Raw genomic sequence first — 18,842 nt, 5'->3', positions numbered from 1 at the left:
GATCCCAGGGCCAAATCAAGCCCGTCCAGGGTCAGACGAACTCCTCGCGGACGTCCTCGATCTCCGAGCCGGGCGCCCACGCCTGCCAGATGCCCTGGTCGACGCGCTCCAGCCCCAGCCTTTCGGCGACCGGGGCCAGCCCGCCCGCGTATTCGACACGAATCCACGTTTCATGCTCGCCGACGATGACGAACCGCTCCCCGCGCCAGCGGCACGTCGTCCGGACGTAGCGGAGGTCCTCCACTTCGGACGCCGGGACGATGCGGCGGAAGCGCCCCGGCCGCAACTCCTCGAACCCGTCCGTCGGCCCGGGCGCGTACAGCCGGACCTCACCGTCGGCGCCGGGCGCCGCCTCGAAGTCGCGGCCGAGCCAGCGCGCGACGTACCCGTCCCGGATCACTGCGCGGCCTCCGTCCGTCCGTCCCATGCGTCGGCGTTCGCGTCCGGCCGCAGCCAGGCGAGCCGGTCGGGATCGTACATCGCGATGAACCGCTCGGACCGGTCCCTGCCGAGGTAGTACATCTCCGCCCCGTACGGCAGCCGGACACTGGCCACCTTGTACTCGCGGATCGATCCGGCGCTTCCCGGCGCGAAGCCGCTGCCGACGAACGGCGGCCGCTCGACGACCCAGCCGGCCTCGCCCCAGGACGCCATCTCCTCCTCGTCCCGTCCGCCGAACGGGACGCGGTACAGGTCGGGGCAGTACGCGGGCCACCGGATGACGTACACGCCCTCGTCGTCGAAGGAGAACGGGGAGTCGGCGTACAGCAGCCCCAGCACCTCGTAGAGCTGGCCGGGCGTCTGGAGCTCGGCCACGTCGGCCGTCGAGTGGACGAAGCCGCCGACCCGGTCGTACCCCTGCTCCAGGTACCAGGAGACATGGCCGTGCGGGACGACCTTCTGCATGATCGTCGGCGAGGAGACGCGGTCCTCCGGGTCGGCCGCCGGCATCTGCGGGACCGGCTCGCGCCGCGGCGGCGGCAGCGGAACCTCCGGCCGCCCCGGGACGAGCCCGACCCGCACCGCCCACTCGCTGAGCGACCGCACCTGGTCGCCGTGCAGCGACGCCCCGATGTGCGTCCCCGGGTTGAGGACCATGGCCCAGTCCTCCCGGGGCCACGCGCCGATCAGTTCCCGGAAGTCGGCGTACACGAACCGGGACTCCGGCAGCACCTCGCGCAACCGGACCAGCGACGTGAACACCTGCACGGACACCGCGTCCCGCAGCGCCGCGTCCCACCGGAACTCCCGCTGGACCGGGGTCACCTCGAGCGGCGCGTCGTCGGGGATCGGCACGAGCACGTTCGCGTTCAGCAGCACCCGCAGGAACGCGTCGGAGTCGCCGCTCGCAGCCGCCTCGTAGAGCTCCTGGTCGATCCGGTTCCCCGGCTCGAACGCGGGCTCGGGCTCCCCGACGGCGTGCAGCGCGCGCCCCGTAGCGGCCTCTCCGGCCGGTGCGGCGCTCCCGCCGTCCTCGACGCGACTGGGGCCTGCGACGTCCCGGCCGTCCGCCTGGCCGGGGAGCGCGGCGTCCTGGGGCGCCGGACCTGCGGTCGGTTGAACGGCCGCGGGGGGGCCGCCCGGCTCAGCGGCGCCCGCGGCAGGGGACGCGCTCGCGCCCTCGCCTGGAGCCGCGCGGTCGGCGAAGTCGTGGCGACCGCTCTGGTCGGTGTCGGCCACGTCCTGCGGGGGCGTCCCCGGCATGCCTGCCTGGTGGCGCTCCACGTCCTCCGGGGTTGGAGGCTCGTTGCCCTGGGGGGCGGCGGGGCCGGTGTCCACGAGGCCGCCCGTCGCGGAAGGCGCGCCTTGGTCGGTCGCGTCCCGTCCGCTCACCTGCCCGGGAAGCGCCGCATCGCGGGGCTCGCCAGGACCGGCGACACGACGGTCCGCCTCTTCCGGCACCGGCCCGACGCCGGCGGCCGCGGGGCCACCTACCTCACCGGCACCGCCCGGTGCGGCTTCGCGGGGCGCACCGGGGTCGTCCCGTCCGGCCATGTGGCCAGGGTCTGCGCCCGGCCCGGGCGGGGCCGCATAGGGACGGCCCGCGCCATCCGGCACGGGGCCCGAGGGGGCGACGTCCTGAGGTGCAGGACCGGGAGTGGCAGCGCTGAGCGGGCTGCCGGGCGCGCCTGCGAGGTGGTGACCCGCGTCTGCGGGTGCGCCCGGTCCAAGCGGCTCGTTGCTCTGAGGTGCGGGTCCGGGAAGGCCGGGCTCTGTGACGCTGCTTGCAGGCGTCTCAGGAGTGATCGCGTCAGCCGGGGTCCCGGGTGCGCCTGCCAGATGACGGCCCGCGTCTCCGGGCGCGCTCGGTCCAAGCGGCCCGTTGGCCTGTGCCCCAGGGAGGCCTGGCTGCGAGGCGCCGCTTGCGGGTGCGGGCGCTTCGGGTGTGGCGGCGTCGGTCGGGGTGCCGGGTGCACTTGCCGGACGGCCCGCGTCTCCTGGCGCCCCCGGTCCTAGCGGTTCGTTGCGCTGCGGTGCGAGTCCGGGAAGGCCGGGCTCCGGGGCGCCGCTTGCAGGCGTCTCAGGAGTGATCGCGTCGGCCGGGGTGCGAGGTGCCCCTGCCAGATGACGGTCCTCATCCGCTGGCGCCCCCGGTCCTAGCGGCTCGTTGGTCCGAGGCGCGGGCCCGGGGAGGCCCGGCTGGGGAGCGCCGCTTGCAGGGGCGGGCGCTTCGGGTGTGGCGGCGTCGGTCGAGGTGCCGGGTGCGCTTGCCAGGTGGCGGCCCGCGTCTGCGGGTGCGTCAGGTCCTAGCGGCTCGTTGGCCTGCGGTGCGGGGCCGGGGAGGCCGGGCTCTGCTCCGATGCCCGGCCGGTCGGTCGCGCCGGGCGCGCCCGCGTGGTGGCGGCCCGGGAGCTCGACGTCCCGAGGCGCGGAGCCGGGAGGACCGGGCTCGATGACGCCGCCTGCCTGGCCGGTCGGGCCGGGAGCGGCCGCCGGGTCCAGTCCGGCCAGGAGGACCGGGTCGATGGCCGTGCTGGACGGGTCCGAGTGGCGGCCCGCGTCTCCCGGCAGGCCCGGTGCGGGGCTCGGCGGCTCGTCGGCCGGGACGCCGCCCGCGGCGTCCGGCGGGACGGGCGTGTCCGCGCCGGCCGGTGCGGGCTGCGGAGGTACGCCGGGTGCGCCGATCTCGGGCGCACCGGGACCAGTGGTGTCGTTTCCGCCCGCTGCGGCGGCGTGAGGCATGGCAGGGCCTGCCGAGTGGTGGCGGCCCGCCTCCCCAGGGGCCGCGCCCAACTCACCGAAGTGGGCCGGAGCCTGAGGCGCGATCTCAGGGCGGCCCGGCTCGGCGGGACCGCTCGGCCCGGGACCGGCCGCAGGGTCGGGATGCGCGGCAGGGCCGGGACCCGCGTGGTGGCGTCCCGCCTCCGCGGGCGCTCCGGGTGCGGGAACAGCGGGTTCGTCGGTGGGCGCTGCGCTCGCGTGGCGGCCCGGCCCGGCGGCACCGGCGGCCGGAGCGGGAGGCGCGGCAGGGGCGTCGGCGTGGTGGCGGCCCGGCTCACCGGCCTGCGACGGGTCGGCCGGGACGGCGGGGGCCACCGGCACCGCGGGCGCGGCCGGGGCCGGCGGCGCCGCGGCGGACGGGGGAGCGGGCGGCCCGCTGAGGGTGCGGACCTGGTCGCCCGGCATGGACGCGTCGATGGGCGTGCCCGGGTTGAGGACGAGCGTCCAGGAGGCGTCGGGCCACGCGGTGACCATCTCCAGAAGGCTCGGCATGATGAAGCGGGACGACCCGATCGCCTCGTTCATCCACTTCAGCGACGTGAAGATCTGGATCGACGTCCGGCCGTGCACGGGGACGGGGCGCCACGGGAACTCGCCGTCCCCGGGGACGATGCCCCACGGCGTCTCGGCGTCCACCGGCACGAGCACCTGGGCGCCGAGCAGGATCTTGAAGAAGGATTCGGTGTCGCCGCGGCGCCCGGCGTCGAAGAGCCGCTGCTCGATGTCGTTCTGGGGCTCGAAGCGCTCCGTCATGCGCTGGGCGGCGCGCCGGTCGGCCCAGGTGGCGAGGCCGGGGAGCTGCTGCGCGAGGACGGTCCCGCCCGCGGGCGAGCCGGAGTTGATGGCGAGCGCCCAGTCGTGGTTCGGCCAGTACCGCAGCACGACGGTGAACGGCAGCGTGATGTGCTCGGTGCCGGGCCCGGACGCCTCGGCCAGGCGTTCCGGCGAGGTGAAGACGGGGACGACGGTGGAGCCGTCGACCTCGCGGGTCTGCCAGGGGAAGCCGGGACGGCCCGGACGCAGCGAGTAGTCCGTCTCGTCCGGGACGGGCAGCAGCACGTCGGTGGCGGCCAGCGTCTGCAGGAACAGGTCGTGGTCGTTGTTCGCGGCGGCCCGCAGCAGCTCGCGCTCCACGTCGTTGGCCGGCTGGAACTCCGGGCGCGGCGCCTCGCGGGGCAGGTCGCGGTGCTGGTCGCGCAGCTCCTCCCACGGCGGCGTCGCGCGGCCGACCAGCGGGGGGCGGCCGTCGCCCTCGGCGACCTGCCGGACGAACCAGGCGGGCAGCCGCGCCTCGATCGGCAGCGCGGCGGCGACGCCGCGCGCGGGCGCGTCGACCGCCAGCCACCAGCGGTTGTCGGGCCAGCCCTCGGCGATGTCGCCGAACCGGACGGTCATGAAGTGCTGGTAGGCCGGGCCGAGGCACGCCCGCATCGCCGCCGCCGACGTGTAAACCAGGACGTGGACCCGGCCGTCCTCCTCCTGGGTGGGCCACGACGGCTGCGCCTCCCCGGCGAGCACGCCGTCCACCAGGTCGGGCGGAACGGGAACGACGAGCTCGCTGTCGGCGAGGAGGCGGAAGTAGCTCTCCTGGTCGCCGGCCCGTACGGTCTCCTGCAGTCGGTGCTCGAGTTCCGACGTGGGTCGCCACGCGTCGGCCACGGTCGCCACCCCCTGTTTCTAGCGTGCTCGTCCCCGCGCGACTGCCTACGCTACATGGGCGAACAGGATTAAAGAGCACAATCGTCTGACCGAGCGCGGGAGTTCGCAGGTCAGTGCGCTGTCAGCTCCGCGAGGGCGGTGAGGAGCCGGTCGATGTGCTCCTCGACCGTCCCGATGCCGATGCTCGCGCGGACGGCGCTCCCGTCCTCGCCCAGCAGGTGCCGGACGAAGGGGTGGGCGCAGAACTTCCCGTCGCGCACGCCGATGCCGTGCTCGTCAGACAGCGTAAGGGCCACGTCCCGCGCGTTCCAGCCGTCCACCGTGAACGACACGATCCCGACGCGCGGCGCCCGGTCGCCCCACAGCGTCAGCTCCCGGACGTGGGGGAGCGCGGCCAGCCCCGACCGCAGCCGCTTCACCAGCGCCTCCTCGCGGGCGGCGAGGTCGTCCCAGAACGGCGGCAGCGCCTCGCACGCGGCGGCCAGCGCGACGGCGCCGAGGACGTTCGGGGAGCCCGCCTCGTGCCGCTGCTCGGCGGACGCCGCCCACCGGGTCGTCGCTCCGACCGAGGCGCTGGCGCCGCCGCCCTTGAGATAGGGCTCGGCGGCGCGCAGCCAGTCGGCGCGTCCGGCGAGCACGCCCGCGCCGAACGGCGCGTACAGCTTGTGCCCGGAGAACGCGACGTAGTCGAGGTCGAGCGCGGTCATGTCGAGGGGGCGGTGCGGGACGAGCTGCGCCGCGTCGACCGCGATGCGGGCGCCGTTGCGGTGCGCGACCTCCGCCAGCTCCTCGATCGGCCACAGCTCGCCGGTGACGTTGGACGCGGCGGTGACGACGAGCAGCCGCGGCCCGACCGGGCACGAGCGCAGCGCGCGGTCCGCGGCGGAGAGGGCCTCGGCCGGGGTGGCGGGCGCGGGCAGCCGCACGGCGCGCCTCCACGGCAGCAGCGACGCGTGGTGCTCGCTCTCGAAGACGACGACGCTCGTCCCGGCGGGGGCGGCGTGCGCGAGCAGGTTCATCGAGTCGGTGGTGTTGCGCGTGAACACCACCGCCGAGCGGCGCCACGCGCCGAGGAACGACCGGACGGTCTCCCGCGCCTCCTCGTAGGCGGACGTCGTGACCTGGGACGCGTACCCCGCGCCCCGGTGGACGCTGCTGTAGTACGGCAGCGCGCGGGTGACGGCCTCCTGGACCGCCTCCAGGCACGGCGCGCTGGCGGCGTAGTCGAAGTTGGCGTAGGGGACGCGGTGGCCGCCGCGCACCGGAACCGGGGCGTCCGCCCCGACGACGCGGGGAAGACGGCGAACCCGGACCCCCTCCGGGTGCGTCACAGCAGTCGTGATGGGGGAGCGGGCGAGCAGCGTGGGCATACCTGGACCTTCCGGGTCAGGGACCCCGGGACGTCCGTCGGGATCCGCGCTTGCCGGAACGCGGTCTCGCGTCCGGCCAGGTCTTCACCCGGGGCACCCCATCGCGGACGAAGGGTTGCCGGCCAGCAAGCCGGGGCTTGGCGCTGGCGCTCATGACCTCATGCGGAAGTATAAGCGGAGCCGATCGAAGATCAAGGGGAGGGTGCGATGCGGTACGGGGTGGTCGCGACGCTGGCCGGCGGAGCGCTGGTGCTCGGCGCCCTCAGCGGGTGCGGGGCGCTGGGCGGGAACTCCGGCCAGGTGTGCACCGACACGAAGAAGGCGTTCCAGCAGTACGTCGCCCAGGTGCGGAGCGTCCCGGCGGCGGAGCCCGCGCAGTGGCGCCCGGCGACCGAGCAGCTCGCCGGGCGTCTCGACGGGCTGGCGAAGCAGGCCGACGACGCCGACCTGAGCAAGGCCCTGAAGACGGAGGCCGGCAAGCTCCGCGCCGCCGCCCCCGGCGTCGGCTCCGGCGACGTCTCCCAGCTCGACACCGTGATCAGGGAGACGCCCGCGGCCATCGGCAAAGCCTGCGACTGAGCACCCCCGCGACCGAGCAACCGCGCGACCGAGCAAGGAGTGGCGCGGGGCGGTCAGCCGCCGGTGCCGAAGCGGCCTAGTGGGCCGCCTCCGGTCCCGCCGCCGCCGTCGCCGGTGCCTCCGCCTCCGGTTCCGCCGCCGTCACCGGTTCCGCCGCCTCCGGTTCCGCCGCCGTCGCCGGGCGGCTGCGGCGGGAGGATGGTCGGCAGGTCGGTGGGGGGCGTCGGGGTGTCGGGCCGGTCCGTGGAGGGCGGCGGCTCGACCGGCCCGCCCGTGTCCGGAGGCTGCGTCCCGCCCGGGGGGACGTCCTGCGTCGGCCCGCCGAAGCCGCTGCCCGGTGTCTCCGACGGCGACCCGAACGACTTGGCCTCGTAGTCCTTGATGTTCACCGCGTCCGACATGTACGAGCGCCAGATCTGCGCGGGCAGCTGCCCGCCGTACGCGCCGTAGCCGGGGATGTTCAGCGGCTTGCCGTCGCTGCGGAACATCGCGACCGTCGTCGCCATCTGCGGGATGAACCCGTTGAACCAGATCGCGCGGCCCTTGTCGGTGGTGCCGGTCTTGCCGGCGACGTCGCGGCCGTCGGGCAGTTGCGCGCCGGTGCCGGTGCCGCCCTGCACGACCTTCTGCATGGCGTACGTGGCGTCCCTGGCGACCTGCTGGCTGAACGCCCGCTCGCCCTTCTCGGTGAACTTGCGCTTGTGGTTCTCGTTGTCGGTGACGGACTTCACCACGAACGGCGTCCGGTGCACGCCCTCGGAGGCGAACGTCGAGTACACGCCCGCCTGCTGGACGGGGTGCAGCGACACGATGCCGAGCGGGAACGTGGCGGCGTCCCGCTGGTCCGGCTTCATCTGCGACGCGGGGATGCCCATCTTCTCGGCCATCGCGGCGATCTTCTTGTTGCCGATGTCCTGGCCGAGGTTGACGTAGGCCGTGTTGATCGAGTGCTCGGTGGCGGTGACGAGGTTCACCGTGCCGAAGTTCTCGTTGCTGTCGTTGCGGATGGGGGCGCCGCGGAAGTACTGCGGGGAGCTGCCGTCGTAGCTGGTGGACAGCGTCTTGCCGTCGTCCAGCGCGGCCGCCAGCGCGATCGGCTTGAACCCCGACCCGGCCTGTGCCCAGTCGCCGAAGGCGCTGCTCAGCGCCTCCTCCAGGTAGCCGCGGCCGCCGTAGAAGGCAAGCACCTGCCCGGTGGACGGGTCGACCGACACCGCCCCGGTACGGATCTTTTTGCTCATCCCGTTCGGGGCGTTGTTAGAGACGGCCTGCTTCATCGCGTCCATCAGCCGCTTGTCGAACGTCGTGGTGATCTTCAGGCCGCTGCGGTTGATCTCGTCCTCGCTGTAGCCGCGGCGCTCGGTGAGCTCCTTCTTGGCCACGTTCACCATGTAGCCGCGCTGGCCCTTGAGGACGTCGATGATCTTCTCCTTGCCGGGGGCGGGGAAGGTCAGCGAGGCCGCCTGGGACGACGTGAGCGCCCCGTCCCGGACCATGTTGCCCACGATCGCGCGCCAGCGCTGCTCGGCGTAGGCGCGGCGGGGGCCGGTCGGGTCGGCGAAGTTGCTCGGCTGCTGGATCGCGGCGGCGAGGTAGGCGCCCTCCGCGGGCGTCAGCTTCGAGACGTCCTTGTCGAAGTAGGCGTGCGCGGCGGCCTGCACGCCGTAGGCGTCGCGGCCGAAGTAGATGGTGTTGAGGTACTGCTCGAGGATCCAGTTCTTGTCCTTCTCCCGGCCCACCTTCAGGGAGACCATGATCTCCTTGAGCTTGCGGGTGACCGAGCGGTCCTTGCCGATGCCGCCGTAGTAGTTGCGGACCATCTGCTGCGTGATCGTCGAGCCGCCCTGGAGCTGCTTGCCGGTCGCGGTGGACCACAGCGCCCGCGTGGTCCCCTGGACCGACACCCCGGGGTCGCTGTAGAAGCTGCGGTTCTCCGCGGCGATCACCGCGTCCCGGGTGCTCTTGGGGATCTTGTCGAGCTTGACCGCGTCCCGGTTCACGCCGGTCTTCGCGATCTGCGTCTTGCCGTCGGAGTAGTAGAACGTCGGGCCCTGCGCGATCGCCTCCTCCTGTGGCGAAGGCACCGGCGTGAACAGGTAGGCCACGCCGAACGCGGCGATGCAGAACCCGAGGAAGGCGAGGATCAGGAACAGCGACCGGCGGAAGAACCGCGTCCGGCGGCTGCGCGGCTTGCCGGGCCCCTTGCCCCCGCCCCCGCCGCCGCCGGGCCCGGGGGCGGTGCCGGACGGTGGTTCTCCGGCATGGGAGTCGCGCTGGGTCGAGTCGCGCTTGGAGGCGGCGGGCATGGTCTTGGTATCTCCGGTGGTCGCCCCGTAAACACCATCCGGCGCGGCCACACCTCCGGACGCCGCGACACCGTCGGACACGGCGGCCTCTTCGGACGCCCCAACCCCTTCGGCGACGGAACCTTCGGCCGCGGCGACGCCCTGGGAGGCGGCGGCACCTTCGGCCGCCGCGAGATCATCGGCCGCCGCGAGATCATCGGACGCGGCGGCGCTCTCCGAGGCGGTGGCGCGCTCGGGGGCTGCGGCGTCTTCGGGGGCGGAGACATCCTCAGAGGGGGCGGCGTCTTCGGACGCGGGGGCTTCTTCGGCGGGTGCGCCGGTGGTGTTGTCCACGGCGGTCGATTCGGCTGAGTCGCCCAGGTCCGCGGCCTCTCCGTGACCCTTGTCGTCGTTCCGAGATATGTCGTCCTCGTCGGTGAATTCGGCGTCCGGGGCGGATTCTCCGATGGCGGGTTCGGAGCCGTTCACATCCGCGGTCAGCGTGGCGGTCGCGCGTCCGTCCGTGCCGGTCGGCGCTCCGGCCTCGGTGTCGTGCCGGTCCGCCTGGCCCGTCCCGGAGCGTTCTCGGCTCTCCGGGATCTTCTCGCTGTCGCTCACAACCCCCCCGTGATTAATGCGTTACAGACGATACCTGAGGGAATCCGTGCGGCGGCCGCCCAATGCGCATCCGCGGTCTCCCATAGGAGGACGGGCAATCCGTCTCCCCGGTTGTCGTGACGGATGCCGCAACTGGCGGCCTTTCGAAAAAAGGCGAGCGGCGGGGACCCATGGGGTGCCCCGCCGCTCCCGCGCACGGCCGCGCCTCGGTCAGCTCACTTGTAGACCTTCGCGAGGACGTCCACCACGAACACCAGGGTGTCGTCGCCCTTGATCTTGGGCGGGCTGCCCTTCTTGCCGTAGCCCTCGTCCGGCGGCAGGACGAGCAGCACGCGGCTGCCGACCTTCGCGCCGGTGAGCCCCTTGTCGAAGCCGGGGATGGTCTGCCCCAGGCCGATCGGGAACGTCGCGGGCTGCTTGTTGTCCCAGCTGGAGTCGAACTTGTCGCCGGACTTCCAGATCTTGCCGGTGTAGTTGACGACCGCCTCGTCGCCCTTGGCCAGCGCGGGCCCGTTGCCCGCGACGAGGGTCTTCGCCACGAGCTTCTTCGGTGCGTCCTCGCCCGGGATCGTCACCTTGGGCTCCTTGCCGGCGCCCTTGTCCTCGACCTTGGGCAGCGACTTGTCGTCCAGCTTCTGCACGGTGCCCTGCGGCTGCTGGCTCTTCGGGACGACCGCCTGGACGTCCATGACGAACAGGATCGCGTCCTTGGCGGAGATCTGCTGCGGGCTCAGCTGGGTGAGCTCCTTGGACGGCGGGAGCTGCATCACGACCCGGCTGCCGGCGGACTTGCCGACGAGGCTCTTGTCGATGTCCTTGAGCCCGCTCTTGCCGACGACGAGCTTCATGGGGCCGCCGCCGCCCTGCTGCTGGTTCTCCTCGTAGGAGGAGCGGACCTTCTCGCTGGAGCTCTTGACCCGCGAGTTCTCCTCGTCCTTGGCCTTCGACCACTTGTAGGTGGCGAACTGGACGAAGACGGTGTCGCCGTCGGCGGCGACGGGGCCGCCGCCCTTGATCGGCGTGCTCACCTTGAGCGTCCTGGTCGGCTCCAGCTTCTTCGGGATCTCGACCTTGGGCTCCTCGGCGAACTTGCCGGTCACCTCGACCTTCGGCCCGGGGCGGCTGACCCACCAGTACACCCCGCCGGAGATCGCGAGCGCGGCGACCACGATCCCGGCGACCATCATCAGCCGGCGCTTCTTGGCCTCCTTGGCGGTCAGCGCGGACGGCCGGTTCAGCCCGCTGCCGCGGCCGGCGCTGATCCCGTGCGGAGTGAACTCGGGGCTGCGGATGCTCTGGGCGTTCGGGATCTTCGCCTTCGCCTTGACCGCCGGCTTGCCCCGGGGCTTGTCATCCTCGGACATGTTTCCTCACTTGCTCCGGGTTCGACGACACCACGAACGTGACCACCCTTCCAGGGCCGGGCTAAGCACAGCGTGAAATCCGGGAGAAGGAGGCCGACCCGCAATCTACCGGCCACACGCAAGGAGCGGTGTCATCTGGCAGGGGACAGGGGAAGCCGCCAGGATATCCCCGCCGACGGCATGACACACGCTTTCACGCTCCCGGGGATGGCAGGCTGGGGGGATGCGCCTCGCGACGTGGAATGTCAACTCCGTCAAGGCACGCCTTCCGCGCCTTCTCGGCTGGCTGGACGAGACGAAGCCGGACGTGGTCTGCCTCCAGGAGACCAAGTGCCGCGCCGATCTCTTCCCCGCCGCGGAGGTAGAGGAACTGGGGTACGCCACCGCCGCGCACGGCGACGGGCGGTGGAACGGCGTGGCCGTCCTTTCACGGGTCGGCATCGAGGACGTCTCCCTCGGCTTTCCGGGCGAGCCGTCCTACGCGGGCGAGGCCGGGGCCGAAGACGAGGCCGGCCAGATGGAGCTGAGCGAGCCCGTCCTGCTGGCACCCGAGGCCCGCGCGATCGGCGCCACGTGCGGCGGCGTCCGGGTCTGGTCGCTGTACGCGCCGAACGGTCGCACCCCCGAATCCGCCCATTACGCCTACAAGCTGGCGTGGTTCGCGGCCCTGCGCGACGCGCTCGGGGCCGAGCTGGCCGAGGGGGCGCCGCTGGTCGCCTGCGGCGACTACAACGTCGCCCCCACCGACGAGGACGTCTGGGACCCCGCCGTCTTCGCCGGTTCCACGCACGTCACGCCCGCCGAGCGGCAGGCGCTCGCCGACCTGCGGGCCCTCGGCCTCCGCGATGTCGTCCCGACGCCTATGAAGGGCCCCCACCCCTACACCTACTGGGATTACCGGGCCGGAGCGTTCCACAAGAACATGGGCATGCGGATCGACCTGTTCTACGCGAGCGAGGACGTCGCGGCGCGGGTGGGTTCCGCGTATGTCGACCGGGAGGCCCGCAAGGGCAAGGGCCCGTCCGATCACGCCCCGGTCGTCGTCGACCTCGACTGATCGTCGCGGCGGGCGAGGAAGCGGCGCTTGCCGCCGTCGTCGGACTGGTCGAGGACGGTGAAGGCGTCCGGCAGCAGCGAGGCGGGCTCGCCCGGCTTGAGGCACCATTCGGCGGGCAGGCGCGGGCGGTCGCGCCGGGCCGCCTCGGTGAACGCCTCCCAGGCCAGCAGGCCGCCGGGCAGGACGGCCCCGGCCGCGCGCTCGAACACGGCGCGGTCCCAGAAGCCGGTGCACAGGACGAGCGCGTACCGGTCCGTGCCAGGCCGCCATTCGCCCAGGTCGGCCTGGACGAGGGTGATCAGCGGTCCGAGCCCGCGCCGCCGCGCCTCGGCGCCGAGGCGCCCGAGGGCGACCTCGGAGATGTCGACGGCGGTCACGGCGCGTCCCGTCCAGGCGGCCAGCAGGGCGCTGCCGGACGGTCCGGACGCGAGGTCGAGCACCCCGCCGTCGGGCATCCCGAGCGACAGCGCGCGTTCCGCGAGCGGGTGGGCGCGCGACGGCCCGGAAGCCTCCGCGTACTTCTCGTTCCACCGGAGCCTGTCCGGATGCTCCGCTAACCCCGCCGGCACGTCCTCCATGAGGACGACTCTAACGGCGCTCCGCGATCAGGAGCATGAACATGGCCGTGGGGAAGCCCTTGCGCCACCAGGGGTCGTCCCGCATCTGCTCTTCCGTCGGATGCGGTTCGCGCAGGTCCGCGATGACGAAACCGGCGTCTCGGAGCGTTCCAGCGTAGTACTCCAGCGGCCGGAGCCAGCTTGTGATCATCGAAGGGGATTCCAGGCCGTCCACCATGAACCGCTGGTCGATCCCGCGCGAGGCGAAGTACTGCGAGGCCGGGACGCTGCTCGCCGCGCCCTGCTCGGCGTTCTCCACGTAGAAGCAGGGGTGCAGGGTCAGCAGGACCAGCCGCCCGCCGCTCTTCAGGACGCGCGAGAACTCGCCGATGGCGCGGGTCGGGTCCTGGAGGTGGCTGAACAGGTGGTTGCACAGGACGAGGTCGAACTGGTCGTCCTCCAGCGGAAGGTCCTCGACGCTGGCGCGGGTGAACGTGGCCTTGCCCTCCGGCGACGGGTGCGAGGAGGCCGCGTCGATCAGGCCCTGCGCCGCGTCCACCCCCGTGACGTCGGCGCCCATGGAGGCGAGCTTGCGGGACAGGTAGCCCTCGCCGCATCCCGCGTCCAGGACGCGCCGGCCCGCGCAGTCGCCGACGGCGTCCAGGACGGCGGCGTCGGTCAGCTCGGTCCGGTACCGGTCGCGGCGCTCCCTGATGACCTTGACCCAGTACTCCGCGTTCGCCTCCCAACGCGCGCGCGTCAGATTCGCGATGGCTTGCGCCGTGTCCTCCACCGGCTCCCCATTCTCCAAGGCCTGGTTCAGGCGAGGCCCTTGAGCCGCCGCACCAGCTTTTCGCAGGTCTGTCTGATCCTTCTGTCCCGGCAGTCGGCCCCGCGCAGCTCCAGTGCCTGGATCAGCTCGGGGAGCTTCCCGCCGAAAGCCGGGTCGCGCTTCACCGCCAGCGGGATGTACGTCGACGCCAGGTAGTAGACGTAGGCGTCGTTGTAGACGGCGATCTCGCGGAGCACCTCGACGGCCGTGTTGCGCAGCGACAGGGAGCTCGGAAGGGTGAAGTCGCTGCTGATCCGGCCGTCCCTGGTGTAGGTCGGGAACGACCATTCCTCCAGCGCCGCGTAGACCGGCGTCGCGTCGAGCTCCTTGCGGTACCGCTCGGCCAGCTCGAAGTCGTTGGAGCTGATCAGGGAGCCCATCACGACGCCGCGCATCATGAACGCGGCCTGCCGTCCGGGCACCTCGAACCCGAGGTCGGCCTCCAGCTCCCCGGTCACCTTGCTGACCTGGTGCGTGAGGATGTTGAGCGCGAGGATCGAATGGAACGAGTAGGTCTTGCGGTTAAGCCGGGGGGCCAGGTCGATGGACGAGTCGTACAGCTTCCGCGGGTCGTCCAGAAGGCCCTCGCCGGCCGTGGTGGAGTAGAGCGCCTCCAGCGCGGTGTCCTGCTCGCGCCCCCAGAAGCGGGCGATGAACGACGACGTCTTCTGCGTCGCCTGGCCGCGCATGATGTGCAGCCCGGCCTCCAGCGCGTTCAGCAGGTGCGGCTGCGCGACGGGCGATCTCTCCAGGGCGTCCAGGTTGACGTTGAGGCCCTCGCCGTGCAGGTCGGCGACGAGCCCGTCGCGCCTTTTGCGGAGGGCGTGCGCCATGGAGTACTCGGCGATTCCCGGAACGGACGACATGAGGCTCTGCAGCGACCGGCCGCTGATCCGGTCGAGCCATTCGACGTTGTCCCACAACCGGAAGATCGTGCTTTCGTCGAGTCCGGAGAAGGCCGCAACGTCGGACATGTTGAGCCCCATGTCCTTGGTGATGTCGGAGAGAGACTTCGGCTCGCCGTCCGCTGTCATCACTCGCCCTAGATGTGGCAGTTGCTGGCGCTTCGATCGTAGCGAAGCGCCGCGCGGCCGGGGCGGGCGATCGGCAGATATGTCCGTCCTGTAACCGGTCCAGGCGAGGGCCTCGTCCCGCGCCCGGACAGCGTTTCCCGTGAGAACCGCGGAGGGCATCCGGACCGTCACCCCGGGACGCGCCCGACGCAGCCGACGAGCGGCAGCGGGCGCGGATCGCGCAGCGAGGTGGGCGCCGTGAGCCGGGCCGGATACGGGGCGAGCATCCGCAGGCTCCCGCAGATGCGGGCGATCTCGTCCTCGCTCCTCGGCCGGAACGGCGTGTCGACGCCCTCGCACGGCCCGGAGACCGCGTCCAGCTCGGGCGACCGCACCGCATGGCTGATCACCACGTGGCTGCCCGGGGGGAGGCCCGCCGCCAGCGCGGCGACGATGCCGGCCGGGTCGTCCTCGTCGGCGACGAAGTCCAGGACGCCGAGCAGGAAGACCGCGACGGGCTCGGAGAGGTCGATCAGACGCCGCAGCCCGGGGTCGGCGAGCAGCGCGGCGGGGGCGCGGACGTCCCCGGCGAAGGCGCCGGTGCCGTCGTCCACGGCGAGCAGGGCCCGCGCGTGCGCGAGGACCATCGCGTCGTTGTCGACGTAGGCGACCCGGCAGGCCGGGTCGGCCCGCCGGACGAGGTCGCCGAGGTTCTCGGCGGCGGGCAGCCCGCAGCCGACGTCGACGAACTGCCGGAGCCCGGCCTCCCCGGCGAGGAGCGCGGCGGCGTGGTCCAGGAAGCCCCTGTTCGCCTGGACGAGCCGCAGCACCACCGGGCAGCTGCGCAGGGCACGCTCGGCGGACGCGCGGTCCGCGGCGTAGTTGTCCTTGCCGCCGAGGAGGTAGTTGCACATCCGGGCGACGCTGGCGGACGACGTGCTGAGCCGGATCCCGCCCCCGGGAGGGGAGGGTTCGGTCCAGCCGGCCGGTCGCAGCGCCGCCCCCGGGGTCACGGCAGCCGCCATCCGTCCCGGACGCCGATGCCGAACCAGAACACGGAGGTCCCGTTCCGGCCTCGGCAGGTGCCGTAGTCGGTGGCGAGCGCCTTCATCAGGGTCATCCCGCGCCCGCCCGTGGGCAGCGCCTCGTCCACCGGCCGCGGCTGCCCCGGGGAGGCGGCGCCGCCGTCGGTGACCTCGACCCGGACGTACCGGTCGACGTGCAGGACCGACACGGTGATCGTCCCGTCCCGGCGCGGCCGCGCGTGCAGCACCGAGTTGGTCATGGCCTCACTGGTCAGCAGTTCCAGGTCGCCCAGTTCGGACCGGTCGGCGCCGAAGTGCTGGCCGACGAGCTCGCGGACGTAGGAGCGGCCGAGCCGCACGGCGGGCGGCGTCGCGGCGAGGTCGATCTCGCCGATGAGGCGCCCGGACGACTTGCCGTTGTTGGTGTTCCAGACGGACGGGATCCCGACCTCCAGCGAGGGAGCGGGAGCGGGCACCAGGAGGGGCCCTGACCATGTGTCTGATGCGTTCATGGCGGCGTTGGTTTCACGTCTCCGTGTCGGGCTGTAAGCGAACATGTGCTCTTCGGCCAAGTCGATGTCGGACGTGGAAGTGAAACAACACACACTCTTACGCAGCCCCGAGGGGCAGTCACCAACGCTTGCGCGCGTGCAAGGGCCTTGCCGCACCCTGGGACGCGTCACGCCGCGTCCATGATCCGCCACGGGCGGCTTCTTACCCGCCAAGTCAGGGAGCCCGCGGCGGTCGGAAAACCCGCCCGGCACCGGCCGCCGGGCCTGCGGCCCCAGACGGAGATCAGCGGAGCCAGGGTGAGGTCGAGGCGGCCCGCGCGTTCAGGGGATCAGTTCTGGCAGCAGGGTGTCGCGGAGGTCCGCGAGGGCCGCGCTCTCCGACGCGGCGGCCTTCGCCCGGCCGGCCAGCGCCCCGGCGAGGCGGCCGAACGCGCGGGCGGGACCGTCGCCGGGCCAGGGGACGGGGAAGGCGGCGATGTCCTGCCACCTGGCGCGGGGCATCCGCGTGCCGTCGCCGACGGCGCAGGCGTGCGCCACGACCTCGTCGCTGGCCAGGGCGGCGAGGAGCCAGCCCCGGCGGGCGTCGTCCTTCGGCCGGACCACGAGGATGTCGGTCGACGCGACGCCGTCCACGAAGGCGAGCCCCACCTTGTGGAAGACGGGCCGGAGCTTGCCGAACAGGACGTCGCCGGCCTCAAAGCGCCGTTTCGCGCTGGTGACGCCGGACGCGTCGGTCCAGGTCGAGAGCCACATGTGCCGCTTCGGCATGTGCTCCAGCGCGATGTAGTTCTCGTCCCGCCCGATCCGGTGCGGCGGCGCGTGGCGGCGCACCAGTTCCCCGAGTTCGCCGATCGGCACGGCGGATTCGGCCGCGGCCGCCGCCTCGTCGTAGCGGGCGCGGACCAGCGCGTCCCCGCAGGCCGCGATGCGCCCGTTCACCGCGATCTTGTCGTCGAGGGCGCCGAGGACGGACGCCGCCGCGTCCTGCTCCGCCCGGCTCGGTCGCCGGACGGTGAGGCCGTTCAGGATCGCGTGGGTGAGGAGCGGCTGCCCCGAGCCGATGCGGTACCGGTTCAGGCCGAGCCGCTTGAGCAGGTAGTAGACGTAGCGGGGGTTCACCCCGTCCTTCGCCGTGGCGATGATGGCGTTGTCGGTGACCCAGCACCGGTCGGGGCTGTAATGGACGGCCCCGCAGTAGGTCCCGACGCGCCCGACGACGGTGGAGCCGGGCCCGGCGTTGAACCGGCCGGACGTGCCGATGACGCCGTTGGCGCCGAACGTCCGGTAGCGGGTGCCCGCGGCGGGGTGCGAGCGGCCGTTGGAGAAGGTGACGAGTTCCCCCAGCGCCACGTCAGCCATCGGCCCGCCGGTCGCGGAGGCGCCCCAGCTCGTCCCGGACGACCCGGTCGAGGCGCGCCGACTCCTCGAAGTGCGTGAAGAGCTCCTTGGTGAGCCGCTCCACCCGGTCGGCCGCGGGCTCGTCGCCGCGGTCCGCCTCGGCGGCGCCGACGTAGCGCCCCGGCGTGAGGACGTGGTCGTGGGCCCGGATCTCGTCCAGCGCCGCCGCGTGGCAGAAGCCGGGGACGTCCGCGTGGTCATGGCCTCGCCAGGCCCGGTACGCGCCGGCGATCCGGGCGATGTCGGCGTCGGTGAGGATCCGCTCCGTGCGGTCGACGAGCGTCCCCATGTCCCGGGCGTCGACGAACAGCACCTCGCCCGGAGCGCTCTTGCTCTTGTCGAGGAACCAGAGGCAGGCGGGGATCTGGGTGCTGCGGAACAGCCGGTCCGGCAGCGCGACGACGCACGAGACGAGATCGGCCTCCACCAGCGCCGCGCGGATCTCGCCCTCGCCCGAGTGCCGGGACGACATCGAGCCGTTCGCCATCACGACGCCCGCGCGGCCCCGCGGCCCGAGCTTGGCCACGATGTGCTGGATCCAGGCGAAGTTGGCGTTCCCCGCGGGCGGGACGCCGTACCGCCAGCGCGCGTCGCCGGGGTCGCGGTACCAGTCCGACATGTTGAACGGCGGGTTGGCGAGGACGTGGTCGGCGGCGAGCCCGGGATGGGCGTCCTCGTAGAACGTGTCGGCGCACCGGACGTCGCCCGCGATCTCGTGGATCGCCAGGTTCATCCTGGCCAGCCGCCACGTCCGCTCGTTCGCCTCCTGCCCGTGGACCGCGATGTCGCCCAGCCGGCCCCGGTGGCTCAGGACGAACCGCTCCGCCTGCACGAACATGCCGCCGGAACCGCAGCACGGGTCGTACACCCGTCCCCGGAACGGCTCCAGGACCTCCACCAGCAGCCTGACCACGCCGGCCGGCGTGTAGAACTCGCCGCCGCGCTTGCCCTCGGCCCGCGCGAACCGCTCAAGGAAGTACTCGTAGACCTCGCCGAGCACGTCCCGGGCGGGCCGCCCCCCGAACCGCACCTGGCCGATGAGCTCGACCAGCTCGCCGAGGCGCCGCTGGTCGACCCGGGCGAAGATCTGCGGGAGCACGCCGTCCAGCGACGGGTTGGCCCGCATGACGGCGCTCATCGCCGCGTCGATCCGCTCCCCGAGCCTCTCGGACGCGGGGGAGAGGTCCGCCCAGCGCGCCCCGGCCGGTACCCGGAAGGCCCCGTCTCCGGACGAGTCGGACACGTACTTGAGGAAGACGAGCCCGAGGATGAAGTCCTTGTACTGCGCCGCGTCGACGGATCCGCGCAGCTTGCCGGCGGCCTTCCACAGGACGTCGTCCATCCGCGTGAC

14 protein-coding genes and 1 riboswitch are annotated in these 18,842 nt (G+C 72.9%); of the genes, 2 read left to right on the top strand and 12 right to left on the bottom strand.

Going from position 1 to position 18,842, the window contains the following annotated elements; translation table 11 throughout:
• Nucleotides 1-31: 31 nt before the first annotated feature.
• The 3 genes from AB0C21_RS38850 to AB0C21_RS38840 form a co-directional block, all read right to left on the bottom strand.
• Complete coding sequence (locus tag AB0C21_RS38850; RefSeq protein ID WP_500211116.1) at nucleotides 32-400, bottom strand: UCP033725 family protein; 369 nt, start codon at nucleotides 398-400, stop codon at nucleotides 32-34.
• A complete protein-coding gene (locus AB0C21_RS38845; protein WP_500211114.1) occupies nucleotides 397-4,890 on the bottom strand; it encodes an SseB family protein in 4,494 nt (1,497 codons plus the stop codon). The genes AB0C21_RS38850 and AB0C21_RS38845 overlap by 4 nt, the downstream gene beginning before the upstream one ends.
• 101 nt (nucleotides 4,891-4,991) lie before the next feature.
• Complete coding sequence (locus AB0C21_RS38840) at nucleotides 4,992-6,251, bottom strand: aminotransferase class V-fold PLP-dependent enzyme (RefSeq protein ID WP_500211112.1); 1,260 nt, start codon at nucleotides 6,249-6,251, stop codon at nucleotides 4,992-4,994.
• A 41-nt stretch (nucleotides 6,252-6,292) separates the two neighbouring features.
• Nucleotides 6,293-6,409, bottom strand: a riboswitch (SAM riboswitch).
• A gap of 49 nt (nucleotides 6,410-6,458) precedes the next feature.
• Here AB0C21_RS38840 and AB0C21_RS38835 point away from each other — a divergent pair.
• A complete protein-coding gene (locus AB0C21_RS38835; protein WP_500211110.1) occupies nucleotides 6,459-6,830 on the top strand; it encodes a DUF8711 family protein in 372 nt (123 codons plus the stop codon).
• A 53-nt stretch (nucleotides 6,831-6,883) separates the two neighbouring features.
• Here the strand turns inward: AB0C21_RS38835 and AB0C21_RS38830 are convergent, their stop codons facing one another.
• A complete protein-coding gene (locus AB0C21_RS38830) occupies nucleotides 6,884-9,733 on the bottom strand; it encodes a transglycosylase domain-containing protein (RefSeq protein WP_500211109.1) in 2,850 nt (949 codons plus the stop codon).
• Nucleotides 9,734-9,948: 215 nt separating this feature from the next.
• Nucleotides 9,949-11,097 (bottom strand): FKBP-type peptidyl-prolyl cis-trans isomerase, encoded by a 1,149-nt coding sequence (locus AB0C21_RS38825; protein ID WP_500211107.1) that lies wholly within the window; start codon nucleotides 11,095-11,097, stop codon nucleotides 9,949-9,951.
• A gap of 223 nt (nucleotides 11,098-11,320) precedes the next feature.
• On the opposite strand from AB0C21_RS38825, the gene AB0C21_RS38820 reads away from it, so the two are divergent.
• Complete coding sequence (locus tag AB0C21_RS38820) at nucleotides 11,321-12,154, top strand: exodeoxyribonuclease III (protein ID WP_500211106.1); 834 nt, start codon at nucleotides 11,321-11,323, stop codon at nucleotides 12,152-12,154.
• Here the strand turns inward: AB0C21_RS38820 and AB0C21_RS38815 are convergent.
• The 7 genes from AB0C21_RS38815 to AB0C21_RS38785 form a co-directional block, all read right to left on the bottom strand.
• Nucleotides 12,124-12,732 carry a methyltransferase domain-containing protein gene (locus tag AB0C21_RS38815; protein WP_500211104.1) on the bottom strand — a complete coding sequence of 203 codons (609 nt, stop codon included), beginning with the start codon at nucleotides 12,730-12,732 and terminating at the stop codon, nucleotides 12,124-12,126. The two genes, AB0C21_RS38820 and AB0C21_RS38815, sit on opposite strands and share 31 nt — an antisense overlap.
• Nucleotides 12,733-12,742: 10 nt before the next feature.
• Nucleotides 12,743-13,504 carry a class I SAM-dependent methyltransferase gene (locus tag AB0C21_RS38810; RefSeq protein WP_500211103.1) on the bottom strand — a complete coding sequence of 254 codons (762 nt, stop codon included), beginning with the start codon at nucleotides 13,502-13,504 and terminating at the stop codon, nucleotides 12,743-12,745.
• Between the two features lie 26 nt (nucleotides 13,505-13,530).
• Nucleotides 13,531-14,577 (bottom strand): hypothetical protein, encoded by a 1,047-nt coding sequence (locus AB0C21_RS38805; RefSeq protein ID WP_500211101.1) that lies wholly within the window; start codon nucleotides 14,575-14,577, stop codon nucleotides 13,531-13,533.
• A 167-nt stretch (nucleotides 14,578-14,744) separates the two neighbouring features.
• The gene (locus tag AB0C21_RS38800) at nucleotides 14,745-15,581 is read right to left on the bottom strand and encodes an SAM-dependent methyltransferase (protein ID WP_500211100.1); all 837 of its coding nucleotides are present in this window, start codon (nucleotides 15,579-15,581) and stop codon (nucleotides 14,745-14,747) included.
• Complete coding sequence (locus AB0C21_RS38795; RefSeq protein WP_500211099.1) at nucleotides 15,566-16,093, bottom strand: ATP-binding protein; 528 nt, start codon at nucleotides 16,091-16,093, stop codon at nucleotides 15,566-15,568. Before AB0C21_RS38795 ends, AB0C21_RS38800 begins: the two co-directional genes overlap by 16 nt.
• Before the next feature lie 321 nt (nucleotides 16,094-16,414).
• Complete coding sequence (locus AB0C21_RS38790; RefSeq protein WP_500211098.1) at nucleotides 16,415-17,452, bottom strand: restriction endonuclease subunit S; 1,038 nt, start codon at nucleotides 17,450-17,452, stop codon at nucleotides 16,415-16,417.
• Nucleotides 17,445-18,833 carry a type I restriction-modification system subunit M gene (locus AB0C21_RS38785; RefSeq protein WP_500211097.1) on the bottom strand — a complete coding sequence of 463 codons (1,389 nt, stop codon included), beginning with the start codon at nucleotides 18,831-18,833 and terminating at the stop codon, nucleotides 17,445-17,447. Before AB0C21_RS38785 ends, AB0C21_RS38790 begins: the two co-directional genes overlap by 8 nt.
• Nucleotides 18,834-18,842 lie beyond the last annotated feature (9 nt).

The organism is Spirillospora sp. NPDC049024 (genome assembly GCF_040649235.1).
In the GTDB taxonomy this organism is placed as follows: Bacteria; Actinomycetota; Actinomycetes; order Streptosporangiales; family Streptosporangiaceae; genus Spirillospora.
The sequence above is the reverse complement of the archived record's forward strand: the minus strand, read 5'-3'. Positions and strand labels throughout refer to the sequence as shown.